General features: G+C 44.9%; 11 protein-coding genes, 2 pseudogenes and 1 CRISPR repeat array (1 of these 14 running past the window's edge). Of the genes and pseudogenes, 6 read left to right on the top strand and 7 right to left on the bottom strand.

What is annotated here, in order from left to right:
• Window positions 1-12: 12 nt before the first annotated feature.
• Both QUA54_RS07000 and nrdJ read left to right on the top strand, forming a co-directional pair.
• A complete protein-coding gene (locus QUA54_RS07000) occupies window positions 13-360 on the top strand; it encodes a bZIP transcription factor (RefSeq protein ID WP_333413954.1) in 348 nt (115 codons plus the stop codon).
• Between the two features lie 226 nt (window positions 361-586).
• Window positions 587-3880, top strand: a complete 3294-nt coding sequence (gene nrdJ / locus QUA54_RS06995) for a ribonucleoside-triphosphate reductase, adenosylcobalamin-dependent (protein ID WP_333413953.1) — start codon at window positions 587-589, stop codon at window positions 3878-3880.
• Between the two features lie 82 nt (window positions 3881-3962).
• On the opposite strand, the gene QUA54_RS06990 is transcribed toward nrdJ, so the two are convergent.
• A complete protein-coding gene (locus QUA54_RS06990) occupies window positions 3963-5249 on the bottom strand; it encodes a Glu/Leu/Phe/Val dehydrogenase (RefSeq protein WP_333413952.1) in 1287 nt (428 codons plus the stop codon).
• 379 nt (window positions 5250-5628) lie between these two features.
• Between QUA54_RS06990 and QUA54_RS06985 the strand changes: the two genes are divergently transcribed.
• Window positions 5629-6240, top strand: coding sequence for a DUF4126 domain-containing protein (locus tag QUA54_RS06985; RefSeq protein ID WP_172192268.1), 612 nt, complete (start codon window positions 5629-5631; stop codon window positions 6238-6240).
• 192 nt (window positions 6241-6432) lie between these two features.
• On the opposite strand, the gene hemH is transcribed toward QUA54_RS06985, so the two are convergent.
• Window positions 6433-7596: a ferrochelatase gene (gene hemH, locus QUA54_RS06980; protein WP_333413951.1), complete on the bottom strand. Its 1164-nt coding sequence runs from the start codon at window positions 7594-7596 to the stop codon at window positions 6433-6435.
• Window positions 7597-7696: 100 nt separating this feature from the next.
• On the opposite strand from hemH, the pseudogene QUA54_RS06975 reads away from it, so the two are divergent.
• Window positions 7697-8330 (top strand): annotated as a pseudogene (locus QUA54_RS06975) (class I SAM-dependent methyltransferase).
• 151 nt (window positions 8331-8481) lie between these two features.
• On the opposite strand, the gene QUA54_RS06970 reads toward QUA54_RS06975, so the two are convergent.
• From QUA54_RS06970 to QUA54_RS06960, 3 genes are all read right to left on the bottom strand, one after another.
• Window positions 8482-9624, bottom strand: a complete 1143-nt coding sequence (locus tag QUA54_RS06970) for a hypothetical protein (protein ID WP_333413950.1) — start codon at window positions 9622-9624, stop codon at window positions 8482-8484.
• A 215-nt stretch (window positions 9625-9839) separates the two neighbouring features.
• The gene (locus QUA54_RS06965; protein WP_333413949.1) at window positions 9840-10556 is read right to left on the bottom strand and encodes a GDYXXLXY domain-containing protein; all 717 of its coding nucleotides are present in this window, start codon (window positions 10554-10556) and stop codon (window positions 9840-9842) included.
• Between the two features lie 109 nt (window positions 10557-10665).
• The gene (locus QUA54_RS06960) at window positions 10666-12066 is read right to left on the bottom strand and encodes a DUF2157 domain-containing protein (RefSeq protein ID WP_333413948.1); all 1401 of its coding nucleotides are present in this window, start codon (window positions 12064-12066) and stop codon (window positions 10666-10668) included.
• A gap of 191 nt (window positions 12067-12257) precedes the next feature.
• Between QUA54_RS06960 and QUA54_RS06955 the strand changes: the two genes are divergently transcribed.
• On the top strand, window positions 12258-12869 hold the full coding sequence (locus tag QUA54_RS06955) for a Uma2 family endonuclease (protein WP_333413947.1): 612 nt from the start codon (window positions 12258-12260) through the stop codon (window positions 12867-12869).
• 110 nt (window positions 12870-12979) lie between these two features.
• Here QUA54_RS06955 and QUA54_RS06950 read toward each other — a convergent pair whose 3' ends face one another.
• Entirely contained in the window at window positions 12980-13213 is a 234-nt protein-coding gene (locus QUA54_RS06950) for a hypothetical protein (RefSeq protein WP_333413946.1), read from the bottom strand.
• A gap of 5 nt (window positions 13214-13218) precedes the next feature.
• Between QUA54_RS06950 and QUA54_RS06945 the strand changes: the two are divergent.
• Window positions 13219-14283: pseudogene (locus QUA54_RS06945) on the top strand (ISKra4 family transposase).
• 249 nt (window positions 14284-14532) lie between these two features.
• On the opposite strand, the gene QUA54_RS06940 reads toward QUA54_RS06945, so the two are convergent.
• The gene (locus QUA54_RS06940) at window positions 14533-15375 is read right to left on the bottom strand and encodes a GNAT family N-acetyltransferase (RefSeq protein ID WP_333413945.1); all 843 of its coding nucleotides are present in this window, start codon (window positions 15373-15375) and stop codon (window positions 14533-14535) included.
• A 77-nt stretch (window positions 15376-15452) separates the two neighbouring features.
• Window positions 15453-16383: a CRISPR direct-repeat array (repeat unit 37 nt; unit sequence GTTTCAATCCCTAATAGGGGTTTAGTTTGATTGCGGC) (it continues 1248 nt past the right edge of the window).

Here is a 16383-nt window from a genome sequence, read left to right as displayed (position 1 = left end):
AGATGAAAATCCATGAGCTTAGCCTCTAGCATAAAGTTCATATATTATACAGTTTACACCGCAAACCCAGAAGACCCGTTAAGCCCAGATATTGACCGACATCAACCTTACCACAGCCAGATCCAAGAGCTTCAAGCTCAAATGAATGGCCTAAAGGCTGAAAACCTCGACTTGAAAACTGAAAACCTCGACTTGAAGACTGAAAACTTCGACTTGAAGGCTGAAAACTTCGACTTGAAGACTGAAAACTTCGACTTGAAGACTGAAAAGTCAAACTTGAGGCGGATTAACCAAGAATTGCAATGGCGTATCAATCCCAACTCTCCTGATGGGGATGCAATTTGCAATTCAGACTGGTAGTTGAAAATACAGTAGGTGTGCAGCCCTGGCTTAAAAAGTCAGGGCTGTTTTTTCAACAAAATTATGGGTATTCAGTGGGCAAGGTAGAAAATTTTGCTGAGCTTGTAGAGTTCTATGCCCCATATTTAGTGCAAATTGTCAAATATATTAACCTTTTACCCTAAATCTGAATCCTGTTGTATATTCGTAGTCTGTTGATTTATTCCGACACGTCAGTACACAACCTATGGTTCGAGAATTAGAGCGATCGAGTGCCAGCGAGAAACGCAACCTGTCCGATTTCCCCGAAACAGCACCCGCAGCCAATCCAGTATTTTTCAGGACTTACAGCCGCCGTACCGAGACGGGAAGGGAGACTTGGGCCGAAGTGTGCGCGAGAACAGTCAAGGGGCTGCAAAAGCTGGGAAACCTCACCCCCGAAGAAACACAACTGCTGCACCGGATGCAAAACCAGCTCAAAACCCTCGCTTCAGGCCGCTGGCTGTGGGTAGGCGGCAGCAAATGGATAGAGCAACCAGAGAATTTTTCCGGCGCATATAATTGCTCCTCAACAAATATTCTCGACTGGCGTTCCTTTGGTTTGTTGATGGATTTGGCAATGATGGGCTGCGGCACAGGGGCAGTCTTGGAACCACAATATATCAACCAACTGCCGCCGATTCGCAACCGCTTAACCCTAACCATGCAAGGCGAAATCGGCTCTACACCCGCTCAGTCGCGCCGTCAAGAAACCGAAATAAAAATAGCAGAAAAAACCGCAACTATTTATGTCGGAGATTCTCGCCAAGGTTGGGTAAACTCCTATCAAACTTTGCTGGAATTATCCACAGATGAAAGATTTGCAGGAGAAGTTCAAGTATTCATCGATTTGAGCGACGTTCGCCCGGTGGGAGAACCTTTAAAAGGTTTTGGGGGAGTAGCAAATCCGGTGAAATTGCCCGACCTTTATCAGCGCTGCGCCGCTATTTTGAATAAAGCTTTAGGGCGGCAGTTAAATTCAGTTGAATGCTGCGTGTTGATAGATGAAGCTGCGGTCACAATTGTTGCTGGCAATATTAGAAGATCGGCCGGAATGCGCCAGTTTGATTCTGATGACGAACTAGGGGCAAATGCTAAAAATAATTTGTGGCAACAAGATGAAAGCGGCAACTGGAGAATAGATCCAGAACGCGATGCCCTTCGGATGGCCAACCATACGCGAGTTTTCCATACCAAACCTACACTAGAAGAATGTATTGATGCTGTCCGCAAACAGTATTACAGCGGCGAAGGTGCGATTCAATGGGCCGGCGAAGCTGTAGCTAGATCTAACGTTGATTTACTTTCAACACCGAGTCTTAGAAGTGAGTTTTTGAAAGCTTACGACGAAGGAAAAGCTAAAGAGTGGTTGCAGGAACGCCATCCTAATATGACTGCTGGCGAGTTAGAGCATCGGTTAGTCCGTGTGGGCTTAAACCCGTGTGGTGAAATCATCGGCTCTAATTTTCATTGTGTCAGTGGCGACACTCTGCTAATTACTAGAGACGGACTGCATAAAATAAAGGACGTTCTTGGAACTGAAATTGAGATTTGGAATGGTAAAAGATGGAGCTGCGTCACACCATTTAAGACAGCGAGTGATAATTGTGGCGGGCGACGCAAACTTTATCGTGTAAAGTTTGGTGATGGTACTTATCTGGATGCCACAGAATATCATCGCTTTTTTGTCAAGGATCGCTTTGGTAAAGTTTACAGAGAAGTTCAAACCAAAGACTTGATGGATACAAGTCGGTATAGCATTCATACTGAACCTTTTACAATTCAGTATGAAGATGGCTTGAATATCGATTCAAGTTATGCTTACACTTTGGGGGTGGCTGTAGGAGATGGGACTACAGACAAAAATGACAATGCGAAAGTTCGACTTTACGAACACAAAATGGCATTATCAGTAGCAGGAAATAAGTCTCCAGAAAGAAGCTATGACTATTTACCTGCTTTTACCGATGTAACTAACTTGAGCTTTTCTGGAGAGTTGCTGAAAAGTTTGAAAGTTAACCCAGAAGCACTAAATGTAATTGCGAGCTGGAATCGGCAAGCAATTTTACATTTTATTGCTGGATTAGCCGATACTGATGGCTCGAATACCCACAGTAATGGTATCAGAATTTATATTTCTGACCGCGATCGCGCTTTCAGAGTTCAGTTACTTTTGACCAAATGTGGTATTCGTTCGTCGCTAAATCTTTGCGCTCATCAAGGGTCAATTACTAATTACGGTGTCCGAAGTCGGGATTTGTACTACTTGCAAATTACTGACTGTGGTGAAATTCCTTGTCAGCGGTTAGATGTGAGCAAAGGGACGAATGCTAAACACAAAGGTAAATGGCAAGTGGTCAGAAGTGTCGAAGAATTACCAGGATTGCACGATACTTACTGCTTCAACGAACCAGAGTTTCATAAGGGAGTTTTCGGCAATACCCTAGCTGGAAACTGTAATCTTTCTGAGGTTCACCTCAATCAAATTGACCCTTACAATTTCAAAGAACAGGAGGAAGCTTTCAAGGCGGCGGCTCTATCTGTCGCGGTACTTCTCAATCACAAATTTCTTGAACCCCGCTATCAATACAGCCGCGAACTAGACCCGATTGTCGGCGTATCTTTCACCGGATTGTTCGATTTCTTCGTTCATGCTTTTGGCGTTGAGTGGCTGCGCTGGTGGGTGGAAGGTCGCCCGCAAACTCCGCAAGGAATCGCTTTTAAACAGCGGGAAGAAGAGTATTTGACTGGTTGGCGAGAGATTGTCAATCGGGTAGTTTGGGATTATTGCGATCGCCATTCCTTAAAACGCCCAAATCGCTGCACAACGGTTCAACCATCGGGTACTAAATCTCTGCTGACAGGCGCTTCTCCCGGCTGGCATCCGCCGAAAGCCCAGCGTTTCATTCGCCGAATCACTTTCGGCAAAAACGACCCCGTAGCCCTCGCCTGCATCGACTACGGATACAACGTGATTCCGTCTCAATCTGACAAAGATGAAAACGGCAATTTGCTAAACAATCCCTTCGATGAACGCTGCACGGAATGGCTGGTAGAAATACCTGTTGCGGTAAGTTGGGCTGATTTACCGGGTGCTGATGAAATTGACATTAATAAGTTCTCAGCAGCGGCACAAATGGACTTTTATATGCAGGTGCAAAAGTTCTATGTCAGACATAACACTTCGGCCACGATTGAATTGCGCGAAAATGAAGTGGAAAGTTTGGGTACGCGGATTTACGAAGCCATTCGCGACAACGAAGGCTACATTTCCGCAGCGCTTTTGGCTCGGTTTGATGCTCTTGAAACTTTCCCGCGTTTGCCCTTTGAACCGGTGAGCAAGGAAACTTACACCAAGATGGTGGAAGAGACTTTAGCGCGTCGCCAAATAGATGTTTTTCATGCGGCACTAAGTCGCTATGATTTGGGTGAAATGATGGATTCGGGGCCTGCGGGCTGCGACTCCGATAAGTGTTTGATGCCGGAGACTAAGGCTATGTAATAGCCAATAGCCAAATCCCCGACTTCTGAAATTACTTCGATATTTCACGAACATAACCAGAAGAAGTCGGGGATTTTATTTCTCAACCGTTTATGTAATAATCCCGCGTTCCCTTCGCATTCATCGCTTCTCCGAGTCGATTTAACCCGTAGACGTAAGCCGCAGTTCTCATGGAAACTGACAATTCCTGAGATTTTTTCCAAATTGCCTCAGTTTCTTCGACCATTTTATGCTTCAACCGCTGGTTGACTTCCTCCAGCGTCCAATAAAGTCCGCTGCGGTTTTGCACCCACTCGAAATAACTAACCGTTACGCCTCCGGCATTGACTAAAATATCAGGAATTACGTGAATTCCCCGCGTTTCTAAAACCAAATCAGCAGCAGAATCAATCGGGCCGTTAGCTACTTCAAAAATAAACTTAGCCTTAACATCATTAACATTGGCTTCAGTTATTTGATTCTCCAAAGCGGCAGGAACCAGCACGTCTACATCTAATGCTAAAAGTTGCTCATTGGTCAAGATTTCGTGTTCGATAATATTGCAAACTGAACCTTCACAGTAAATAGCTTTGATACCTTTGTTAGAGTCTTTAAAACCTCGAATACTTGGGATATCCAGCCCTTGTTTAGCATAAATTCCCCCTTGGGAATCGCTGACAGCAACAACTTTGTAACCTGCTTTCCAGAGCAGTTCTGCTATTTCTGCACCGGCATTACCAAAACCTTGTACCGCTACAGTTGTATCTTGAGGAGTTAGCTCAAATTTGGGTAGAAGAGTTTGTACTACAAAAAAAGCACCCATTGCTGTTGCCGTATCTCTGCCCAAACTACCGCCAATTGTCACTGGTTTACCAGTCACAACCGCTGGAGAAAGCTGCCTCTTAATAATATTGTACTGATCCATCATCCAACCCATAATCATGGGATTGGTGTAGACATCTGGCGCGGGAATATCGACATCGGGGCCGATGAAATCTGCGATCGCATCGACATAGCCCCGGCTCAACCGTTCCAATTCCAGTTTGGACAATTCCTTGGGATTGAGAGTAATTCCGCCCTTGGCTCCTCCAAAAGGCAAGTTCAAAACTGCACATTTAAAAGTCATCCAAAATGCTAAGGATTGCACTTCATCAAGGGACACTCCCGGATGATAGCGCACTCCTCCTTTAGACGGGCCTCTGGTATTGTCGTAGCGCACCCGATAACCTTGAAAAATGCGCAGGGAACCGTCGTCCATCCGCACGGGAATCGATACAATTAAACTGGATTTGGGGTATTTCAGCCGTTCGATCGTATCCTCGGAAAGCGACACATATTTTAAGGCTCGTTCTAATCGGCGACTGGCATCGGCAAATAATGAATCAGACATAATAAGACGAAGGAATAAGGAATAAGGAAGAGGTTGGAGGGAAGACAGGAGAAGAATTTGCCGGAAAGCTGTTGCTTAGCGGGCATCTTAAATTTAATTGTTTCGGCTTACCTGCTGCTTTTGGGATACTTTCTAATTTAATCACAATCCCGCCTTAATTCTGCATAAGAGCCTTCTACATAAGTGCTCTCTACCTTGTGTCGATCGACAATATCGCAGTGCCAAGCACCGATTAAGCAGATACACTTACAATAGAAGGTGATATTTAAGCTCAAGCCGCAATTTGAGTTCGATCGCTCAAATCACAGCCAGCCATCAGGGGAATTAAATTCTGAAATAGATCGAGGCTTTAGCTGACGTTATCAACTGAATTATTATTATGGTTGGACTCCTAGCCGCACTCTCTGGGTCTGCGGCAGGGGGTATGAGAATTGCCCTGCCCCTGCTGTTAATTGGTTTGTTGCGGATTGATAAACTTTGGTCGGAAATACCTCTATTGTCGGGGGTTCACCCCCAAGTGGCTATCACCATCTTGGTGAGTTGGTCGCTGTTAGAATTATTTGCTTCTAAAACCTTTGTAGGACAGCGGGTACTGCAAGTTGTGCAAATTATTTTCAGTCCCATTGTAGGAGCAATTATGGGCATTGCGATCGCTCAGGTAAGTTCGATCGACGAAATTATTGTTCACCCTTGGATGCTGTGGATTATTGGTGTTGTCGGAGGTTTGTTGGCTTTAGTGCTGCAACTGGTACAAGCAGGATGGCTTTACCGACTGCGGGGTTTGCCGATTTGGGTGATTTTCCTCCAAGATGTTCTGTGCATTTCCTTGGTTTTGTTTGCCTTTGACGCTCCGCGGCAGGGAGGGCTAGTTGCTATGATGCTGCTGTGGCTGGCAATTCGCAGTTCTAAAGAGTGGTATCGCTGGTACAGAAGTCAGGGAATAACGGGGGATAGGGGAAATCCCCGCCGCCACAAGCGCGATCCAGATTAGTTAGTGATTAGTTATTTGTGATTAGTTATATCGTTTACAGTTGTTTCGGAATGATTTAACCGCTGAGACCGCAGAGGAAGACAACAGAGAGATGAATAATTCCGATCCCAACGGATTTGATATCATTAGTCATTTGTAACAACGGTCAACAGTCAACAGTCAACTGTCAACTGTCAACTGTCAACTGTCAATTTAAAGCAATCCGATCGAATGTAGCGGGCCCTGACCCGTAATTAACTCCAGCAATAGTGCCACAAAACCAATCATCGCCACACGACCGTTCCAGACTTCGGCCCCCGTGGTCAAACCCCACTCCCACTGCTCTTGAGGGTACATTTTCACTATCTTGGAAGGGCGTATAACATCAGAGAATTTAACGCTAGGAGATTCGATCGACTCGATGACTAAATCAGCCAAGGCTTCAATAAACACCGGATGAGTATTCAGGGCGGGCACTCGGTAGAAATTTTCAATCCCCGATTCTTCTGCTAATTCTCGATACTCCATGTCAATTTCTTGCAGAGTCTCGATGTGTTCGGAAACAAAACTAATCGGAACTACCAACAAATCTTGGACTCCATTTTCTGCCAATTCGGTAATAGCGTCTTCGGTGTAAGGCTTGAGCCATTCCACCGGGCCAACCCGACTTTGATAAGCTAGAGTGTGTTCGTTCGATCGGTTCAAATGTTCCATAATCAGACGAGTGCAATCTTCTATCTCGCGCTGATAGGGGTCTCCAGCCTCTTCTACATAGCTGAGGGGGACGCCGTGGGCGCTAAAAAAGATGTGAACTCGATCGGGATCGGGATTGTGGTCTAGTTCTTGGGCTATCAGTTCCGACATTGCCTGAATGTAGCCCGGCCGCTGATACCAAGAAGGAACAGCGGTATATTCTATATCCTTGAGGGCTGGATCTTTGCCCCACATTTCTTCTAGCTGCCGGAAGCTAGAACCGCTGGTGCTGATGGAAAATTGAGGATACAGCGGCAAGATTGTCAAGTGTTCGATGCGATCGCGCTTAATTTTGGCGATCGCCTCTTCAGTAAAAGGATGCCAGTAGCGCATCCCCACGTACACTCGAGCATCCTGTCCCTTTTTTTGCAAGAGTTCTTGCAGCGAAGCGGCTTGTTCCTCGGTAATCCGCCGCAAAGGAGAGCCGCCCCCGATTTGGCGGTAGTTTTCCTGGGATTTCTGAAAACGCAGGGTCGAAATCAACCAGGCGAGCGGTTTTTGCATCCACGGAAACGGAATGCGAATGATTTCCGGGTCAGCAAACAAGTTGAACAAGAAAGGACGGACATCCTCGATTTGATCTGGCCCGCCCAAGTTTAATAGCAATACTCCCACACGACCCATAGCGGTTACAGCTCTCCCATCGTCTCAGTTCTGTTATTTATCTTTATCATATAACTTAATAATCTCTTAAGTCGATAGCAAGGTATACATAATTTTGACTGTGGCAACAATTTTGAGAGATTTAAGTTATCGGTATCAGTGGCTCTACGATGCGATCGCGGGTCTTGCTGATTCGAGCGCAGGCGGCGAGGCTCGTTTGAGCCAACTAGCCTTGCAAAATTTGACCGTCAGCGCGGAAACTAAAGTTTTAGATTGCAGCCGCAGCCGTCAAACTACGCAGTTTCTGGTGCAATATTCCCAGGCTCTCACAGGACTTGACGCTTCGCCATTATCTCTGCAACGGGCAAGAAAAAATGTACCATCAGCCAATTATGTAGAAGCTTTTGCTGAGTCGATGCCTTTTCCCTACAGTCTGTTTGACAGCAGTGCACAGCAGCATTGCGATGCACGAAATGCGATCGGCGCAGTTGCGAGAAATCTTTCTGGAAGTATACCGGGTGCTTAAGCCGGGTGGTCTATTCATTTTGGTAGATTTTCATCTCACAAATCCGGTATTTTGGCCGGGGTTGGCTGTATTTTTGTGGTTGTTTGAGACTGAAACTGACTTGGGGAGTTTGTTGGCAGAAGTGGGATTGCGATCGTACAATTCCGAAGAAGCTCAGCAACCAAAACTTTATCCTGGCGGCAGCATTCAAGTAATCCAAGTTCAAAAGTCATTAGTCATTAGTCATTAGTCATTAGTCCTTAGTCATTAGTCATTAGTAGACAAGATTGCAAAACACACAAACAATGGGGAAAAGCATCTGCGTTTATCTATGTTTATCCGCAGTTTCCCTATCAATCAAAAAATCTGCAATAAGTCTACTAATGACTAATGACTAATAACTAAACAAACTTTTTCGCTTCTGCCAAAGCCGCCTCAAACTTGAGCAATACATCCTTTTCTGTGTGAATAACTTTCTCTTGTTCCAGCAGCGGGCGGCCAAAGCGAAAAATGCCGTCCTGTTCTACGTGCTCTACATAAGGCAACGTTTCTGGATGCGGCAAAAATTTTCTGCCGATTGTGTACGGCGTGTGGAAAGAAAAACTAAAATCGGGAAACTTGTCGCTCTTGATTTCCAGGTAGTAAAGCGAGTAATAATCTTTGGTTTCGGAGTACACACATTCGCGGCACTTATTTACAAGTTTGCGGTTCTGATAGAAAAACTCCCACTTGTCCCAATAGTAGCCATCTTTCATCATTTCCTGGTGGTCGTCGCACAGTTCTAGATATAATTTGTCAGCATCCGCCGGACGGTAGAAGTAAAGCATGGCGTAGGGCATCTCAATCAGTAACTTGACAGCTTGATTTTTTCGCTGGTACCATTCCTGCTGGTGAGTTTCGTATACTTCCTTATATTTAATTGCTTTAAAGCTGTTGAGCTGATTTTCTTTGGCCCACCGCGACGCCCAAACAGTCCAGTAAGCTAGCTGGAAGGTTGCTGAAATTTCCGCCGAACCTTGTTCTTTCCAGTCGGCAATGATTTTTTCCCAAGCTGAACTAAAAGCTCCTCGGGATTGTTCGTTTTCGGCGCGGTTTTCTGTATTGATTGGGGAGGCTGTTGGGCGATGATTTGGAATCAGCCCTTTGGGTTCTTTGCGCCAATTATTAATATCGGTTTCCGTTAGACTTAAGATGAATCTTCTGTCGTGAACGGGATATTCTAAATGGATTCCCGATTTGCGAAAAGAGCGGTATTCTAGAATAGGGAGTTTGCCTTGTTCAATCCACTGCTGCCGTTCTGCTGGCGAACACTTGAGTATTGCTTCTAATTCTACGGGATCGACTGCTAATTCACTTTTGAATGTCTCCCAAAATCTTTCTTGTTCGGCTGGATTTACTTCCAGCACGGATACAATTTTGCTGACGAGGTAATCGGTTTTGTCTTGGCAGTTGTCGGGAAGTCCTAAAAATTCGAGGAGTTTGGTCTTGAGTATGCGTCTGGCAGAGATTAGCTCGGCTAACATGAGAAGCTCCAGTAGAGTCATGACTTGCGCCCTTGAATTGGCAAGATTTGCGCAAGTCTTATATATCTTAATAGATTCTCCTGGGTTGTTGACAATTGAAATGTCCGCGCCAGCGAAGCTATCCCGAACCCGCGTGCCTTCGGGAATGGTAGGGAATTCCCCAACCTCCGCTCCATGCTTAAGCCAAAATACTCAAAACAAGGCTAAAAGACCGATCGACCTTTTGGCCTTATTGGCTAAAATCGATAATTGCGATCGCGCACCCACAAAGTCACAGGCACAGCATGGCCTGTTTTGTCAACCTTTACTTCTACCAAAAAAGATTGTCGCTGATTCCTTTGAGCTTCGCTAATCTCCTGATTGACTTTTTCCCTTTCATCCTCTGGCATATAATAAGTTTCTAAGCCGTATTCCATCCGCCAACTGTTATATTTGCCCTTAATTGCGATTTGATTTGCGGGCAAATTGGTGGGATTTTTGAGACTGACGCGGACGGGTTTCCAAGGTTGGGGGCGGCCCGGATTAGTCGCCGCTTTTGGCGCTTCTAAGATTACATAAAAACTGGTTTGCGGCTTGGGATTGTGCGTATTTTGCGGACAAGCAGCCCCGGGCGGACAAGGTGTTTTTTCCGCAGGTAAATCTTTCCAGCCGGGGAGTTTTTCGAGATTTGTGCGATCGGAAATATCATAGCTCAAAACTTGGTAATATCCGCGCAGCAAATCGTAAGGATCTACTGGTAGAGTTTGCAGGACAACTGTTTTGCCAGTAATAAAAGTGTAAACTGCCGTCGCTGGTACTGCGGCAATTAGTCCGATTTGCAAGAGCAAAGGAACCCACAGCCGCCACGCGGGAAGGCGTTTTGCTTCCCGGGGAAGGGTGAAGGATGGAGGATTAGCGCTGGTATCTGCTATTTCGGAACTTTGATCTGTTAAATCTTTATTTTCGGTGTTCATATTGGGAATAGGGAATTGGTTCGCAGAATAATATCGTTGACCTTTGAATCGGAATAATAATCTTCCGATTGCAGTGCAAGGGGGACGATCGCACTATAGTAGAATGCTTCTATTCATCGTGAATTTTTGCGAAGTGGCGCTCAAACCACAAACCCGCAGCAATTACGCCAACCCCGCACAAAACAAATACAAAAGATTTGAGCAACAATCCTGTGTTGTATTCAAATACTCGGCTGATAACTTGCAGGGTGATTAATACCATACCTCCCCAAAAAGTCTGGCGGTTTCCTAAAGCTAAACCTTCTCGGATTAAGCCGACAGCGAGCAAAAATAAGCAAACATTGAACAGAAAAGTCGCTAATTGAGGAATGGGAGTAAAATTGAGGTGAATAAGCGGTATTAAGGCGCTGGCGAGGATTAAAATGCCGATCGCACCTGTGGTCAAATTCACTTTTTTTTGTTTCGGCCGCCGGAGTTCCAAACGTCCCAAACGCAGCCATTCAAACACTGTGAAACCGCCCAAAACAGCCACATTTGCCAGCAAAACCCAATCCGGATCAGTTGGCGCAGGATTCGGCGAATCTTGCCAAAACCCGTAGAAAGAAAGAAGATAAAACAAACCGGCGAGAAACAGCAGTGCTAAACTGCGGGCGGTAGCTTGAAACAGCCTGCTGTGTACCTTCGGCCACATTGCATCGTCGTATCCCCACAGCAAAGCGGGCGGTAGGGCGCAAAAAATTACAACACCCCAAGTTGAATTTAACCCTTGGGCAATTGAAACTTGTAGGGAAAAAATTATCGCGATCGCACCTATGGCAAAAATAGCACGCGATCGACACCAATAAGCCAGCGGCACAAACATTATACTGGCTGCGATCGGCATTTGCCGCACCAAAACTTCCAGCCAAGAAAACTCGACTTTGGAAGACCAATCTAACACGGCAAGCCAATAGCCCAAACCGATTAAAAGTGCGGACAAAACGCCCAATGAAGTCAACCGCAAACTGTAAGCCATTCCGAGCACGCCGATTCCCCAAGCAAGGAAAAGTCCGTAGGAAGAACCGCCAATGTGGAACATTTGCGCCATCAATGCCATATTTGCTCCTAAAATCAGAGCACCTAACAGCAACAATCCTTCACCTAGGAGTTTGTTTCGCCCTTTTGTTGCGGGCATATTGGGATTGGAGTTTTTGCTTCGGGATGGGGGAATTCGCCACAGATAGAAACCTGCTGCATTGACTGCTACGAAAAGACTTAGCAGCAGTGCAACTCTCACTTCGCGCGACCAAACTTGCCAGTTTGCGGCTACAAAGGTGATGACTCCTATACCGAGGAGAATGCCGCCGAGACTGATGAGAATGCTGAGGAAACGGTTGCGGGAGGCGGTTTCGAGTGTGTTGAATTGATAGCGATCGGAAAGTTGTTGGTAGAATGAAGTATCGATGAGTCCTTCTGCTTGCCAGAGTTTGGCTTGATCCCGCAACTCGCGCCGAAATTTATCTGAAATCATTTTTAATATTCCAGAGGATTTGAACTGTGATAGTTATTAATATGTCACTTGTGGGTTGATTGTCGATGGAGGCTGGGACACCTGCTGAACTTGCACAGCAGATTTGATTGATATCCTTCGGCTATTGAAACCGTTTCTACATAAACAAACTCCCAGCAGAAAGGAACGAATAAATCAAGGAATGTAATATTATGGTACAAGCTCAATCTAAAAAATTAACTTTTGACGAGTACCTTAATTACTCAAATGATACGGGTCAACGCTATGAGTTAATTGATGGGGAGTTAATAGCTTTGCCACCAGAATCTGAACCTAATAATTTCATTGCTAACTATCTATTTTTCTATCTTGCTAGCAGCGGGCTAGTGCCACTCAGGCTGATTAAAACGCATAATTGCGAGGTTCAAGTTGCCGTTTTGCGATCGGGAGATGCGGCCAACCGCTACCCCGATTTGATAATTCTGGAACCCGAACACATTCCGCTGACAGCAATCAGGCTAACTATCACTTTCGATATGCTGCCTCCTCGGTTTGTTGTGGAGGTAGTCAGTCCGGGTAGAGTGGGCAGGGATCGGGATTACGAGCGCAAACGAGCTCAGTACGCAGCGCGGGGCATCGCAGAGTATTGGGTTATCGATCCAATTGAACAAGTAGTGACGGTTTTGCGGCTTGAGGATGGGCAATATGTTGAGGTTGGGGTGTTTCGGGATGGAGAGGCGATCGTATCTCCGATGTTTCCACAGCTAAATTTGACGGTTCAACAGATTTTGAGTGGAGAGGTTGAGGGCCAGGCTAATAGCTAATTGGTTAGCATTCATCTAACCAGTCACTTTTCCTAGTAACGCAGAATTTTGTTTAAATGCCCGATCGCAATTTAGTTTGATTGCAACTATGAATCATTTGTTGTCGAGGATTACAATCCTTGATGTTTCAATCCCTCATAGGGTTTTATGGTAATGGCAACCGGAATTACTTCCTGCTGTCGATCGCACTCGCGATCGCCTGCGGACTGGAAATGTGATATCAATTCCGGCGGCGCCGGAATGATATAGAGGACAGGGCAGTGGGAGCATCCCGGTTTTGTAAATATCCGAATAAGCGTAAAATAGTTAAAATCAATAAAAGCGTCAAAAAAAGTCGAAAACAAGAGCCATGACCCCTGAAGAACTAGAGCGGTTGCAATCCTGTACGGCAGAAATTGCTAAAATTTTGTATAACAATACACCCCCAAGTGAACTGACCAGTCTGGAAAATATTGAAAAGCATCTCAGGCAACAATGGCTGGAAAAAGTTGGCCCACAAATCGGTTTTTTTTTATCAAACAAGCAACGGGAACAGAACAAGGACGACCCCGCACAGTAAAAAGCTGTATTGGTGAACTAATAATTACTGAAAAACAGGCAGAAAAATTAGATATCAAGAAATCTACTCGACTATCTCCATTATTTGAAAAATGCTGTCTCCGTCAAATAGCTAATCTTTCCTACGAAAATGCTGCCCAAGAAATGGAAGTTCAGACAGGAGTAAAGATTGGACACACTTGTTTACATCGATTGGTAGAAAAACAAGAATGGTCAGAACCTCATGCCAAAATAGAGGTCAAAGAAACAAGCATAGATGGAGGGAAAGTCCGTCTGAGAGGGAAGTTGGGAGAAGGGTCTTATTGGCAAGATTATAAAGCCGTGCGGTTACATGAAAGTTATTATGGGGCTTTTTATCAAGATAATGAAGCGTTAATTAAGTATATAAACCATCAGCATTTAGCCGATATATTAACTTGTCGCTTGTGATGGACATGAGGGAATATGGAAGATTATTAGCCAGTTGAATCCTGGTAAAATCCGACGCGAAATTTTAGATTGGTATCATCTAATTGAAAATTTATATAAAGTGGGAGGGTCGTTGAAACGTCTAGCCAAAGCCAAGGAACTTTTGTGGCAAGGCCGGGTCGAACCCACCCTAGATTTATTTAAGTCGGGTCGCAAAAAAACCGCCCAGAACTTTTGCAAGTATCTAGAAAAGCATCGCTCTCGAATTGTTAACTATGAGCAATTATCAGAAGACAAGATTTGTTCCATCGGCTCGGGAGCGGTGGAATCGACGGTCAAACAAATAGATAGAAGGTTGAAAATTTCAGGCGCTCAATGGTTGAAAAAAAATGTCAATCAAATGCTAAAACTTCGTTGTGCTTACCTCAACGACCTCTTGGCCATTTGAGGCTTTTGCAAAACCGGGATGCTCCCCAGGGCAGTGCCGTTTCTTGCGCGCCAGATTTATTGTAGGGAAACGGCACTGCCCTGTCCTGATTGCGGGTTATATTAATTCCGATGCTACCGGATTTGATATGAGAGGGGTTGGCGATCGGTGAAGCAAGTGCTGGCAAAATAGCCGTACTAGCCACAATCACCGCAACACTGTTTGGCGCGCGGCAATTGTGGCCCATCAGCTTGTGATGTTAACTGATGTTTAACCCAGTTCTAAGGTTGTCACCCCAAACACTTGATTTAGGGGTAAAATTGGTGGCGTTAATGTGTACATTCGTGCAGTTTCAAAAACTGGTTTCATTCGGTACTTATCAGCCAGATTAATACCTTCTAAATTGGTATCAGGCACATCTAAAAATACAGTAATATCGGGTACTTTTGCCATTAACCCTTGCAATAATAATTCGGCAAAATAGACATTATCGGCAAATAACGGCCCAATTTTATACCCCTGACGGCAAACTCTTAAAACGCCATAACCGCTGAGTTTTCCCTGATATTTGACACCGAAAGCGATTATTTCAGGTTGTTGAATCCAATGCTTTAAAAAAACCGGACGGGGAACAGGAAAATGTTGAGAATCATAGGCTAGAATTTCTTCCCAAGGAACGGTTGAAAGTGGCATCAGATCGTCAGGAATAACTCCAAATCCTAGACCTTGATAACGAATGTGACGGTTAGCTAATTTAAAACCAGATTTTTGATAATTTTCCTGTTGGGCAATAACGCCATCCAAACCAATATTTCGCGTTCCTAAATATTCGATCGCGGCTTGCCACAATTTGAATCCCCATCCCTGGCCCCGAAAGGAAGGTTTGACAATATAAAAACCAATAAAACCAAAACTGGAATCATAGGCAACGGCAGAAATTGCAGCAATAGGTTCATCATTCAAATAACCCATGAAAAATCCTTGAGGATCGGTTTGAAAAAAACATTCGGCATCATAATATCCGGGGTTCCAACCTTCTGCCGCTGCCCAATCTACTGCTAAATTAAGTTCCGATATCGTCATCCGGCTAATCATCCATTGTTTTTGGGTCATATTTTTTACTTAAAGTTATTGGATCTGGGGTTTTTGGTGGTTGCAAAATCGGCTGCCAGTTCAGGCGCTGTTACTGCGTTTCAATCCCTAATAGGGGTTTAGTTTGATTGCGGCTACAAGCGAAAGCTTTGAGCGGATTGTCTGGTGTTAGTCAAGTTTCAATCCCTAATAGGGGTTTAGTTTGATTGCGGCGCGTAGGGGATGATTACAATAAAGTTGCTTTCACCCGAGTTTCAATCCCTAATAGGGGTTTAGTTTGATTGCGGCCCAATTGTCAAGGAGGAGATTCATCCGAAAAGTCCGTTTCAATCCCTAATAGGGGTTTAGTTTGATTGTGGCCAAAGCAAACTAAGGTTCCGAACAGCTCAGAATGTGAGTTTCAATCCCTAATAGGGGTTTAGTTTGATTGCGGCGAATCTAATCGCTTACCAAAGACAGTCTGCCGACGTTTCAATCCCTAATAGGGGTTTAGTTTGATTGCGGCGTTATGAGTAGCATTGGTGGCAACTATAATTTTGGTGTATGGAAGTTTCAATCCCTAATAGGGGTTTAGTTTGATTGCGGCATCCGGAGTATATTTTCGGCGAATTAATGACTGGTTTCAATCCCTAATAGGGGTTTAGTTTGATTGCGGCGTGAATGCACAGCGCACTGCACTTAGTCCGAGCGTTTCAATCCCTAATAGGGGTTTAGTTTGATTGCGGCTTTGCTAACGACACAATCACCATCCCGATCGCAGACTTGTTTCAATCCCTAATAGGGGTTTAGTTTGATTGCGGCTTTCCCTCCTCGATGCCCCTCCTTTTTTGAGAGCGATGTTTCAATCCCTAATAGGGGTTTAGTTTGATTGCGGCCCGATCGTCGGTTCCAATTTGCGGGCCGTTGATTTTGAAGTTTCAATCCCTAATAGGGGTTTAGTTTGATTGCGGCCTTATTCACAGGGCAGCGTATTGTACCCAAACAAGTGGTTTCAATCCCTAATAGGGGTTTAGTTTGATTGCGGCTCTC

The organism is Microcoleus sp. MOSTC5 (assembly GCF_036701825.1).
GTDB lineage: Bacteria > Cyanobacteriota > Cyanobacteriia > Cyanobacteriales > Microcoleaceae > Microcoleus > Microcoleus asticus.
The sequence above is the reverse complement of the archived record's forward strand: the minus strand, read 5'-3'. Positions and strand labels throughout refer to the sequence as shown.

Bases quoted from the DNA above. Each gene is read 5' to 3' on its own strand.
- QUA54_RS07000 (WP_333413954.1), top strand. From the start codon at position 13: ATGAGCTTAGCCTCTAGCATAAAGTTCATATATTATACAGTTTACACC.
- nrdJ (WP_333413953.1), top strand. From the start codon at position 587: ATGGTTCGAGAATTAGAGCGATCGAGTGCCAGCGAGAAACGCAACCTG.
- QUA54_RS06990 (WP_333413952.1), bottom strand. From the start codon at position 5,249: ATGTCTGATTCATTATTTGCCGATGCCAGTCGCCGATTAGAACGAGCC.
- QUA54_RS06985 (WP_172192268.1), top strand. From the start codon at position 5,629: ATGGTTGGACTCCTAGCCGCACTCTCTGGGTCTGCGGCAGGGGGTATG.
- hemH (WP_333413951.1), bottom strand. From the start codon at position 7,596: ATGGGTCGTGTGGGAGTATTGCTATTAAACTTGGGCGGGCCAGATCAA.
- QUA54_RS06970 (WP_333413950.1), bottom strand. From the start codon at position 9,624: ATGACTCTACTGGAGCTTCTCATGTTAGCCGAGCTAATCTCTGCCAGA.
- QUA54_RS06965 (WP_333413949.1), bottom strand. From the start codon at position 10,556: ATGAACACCGAAAATAAAGATTTAACAGATCAAAGTTCCGAAATAGCA.
- QUA54_RS06960 (WP_333413948.1), bottom strand. From the start codon at position 12,066: ATGATTTCAGATAAATTTCGGCGCGAGTTGCGGGATCAAGCCAAACTC.
- QUA54_RS06955 (WP_333413947.1), top strand. From the start codon at position 12,258: ATGGTACAAGCTCAATCTAAAAAATTAACTTTTGACGAGTACCTTAAT.
- QUA54_RS06940 (WP_333413945.1), bottom strand. From the start codon at position 15,375: ATGACCCAAAAACAATGGATGATTAGCCGGATGACGATATCGGAACTT.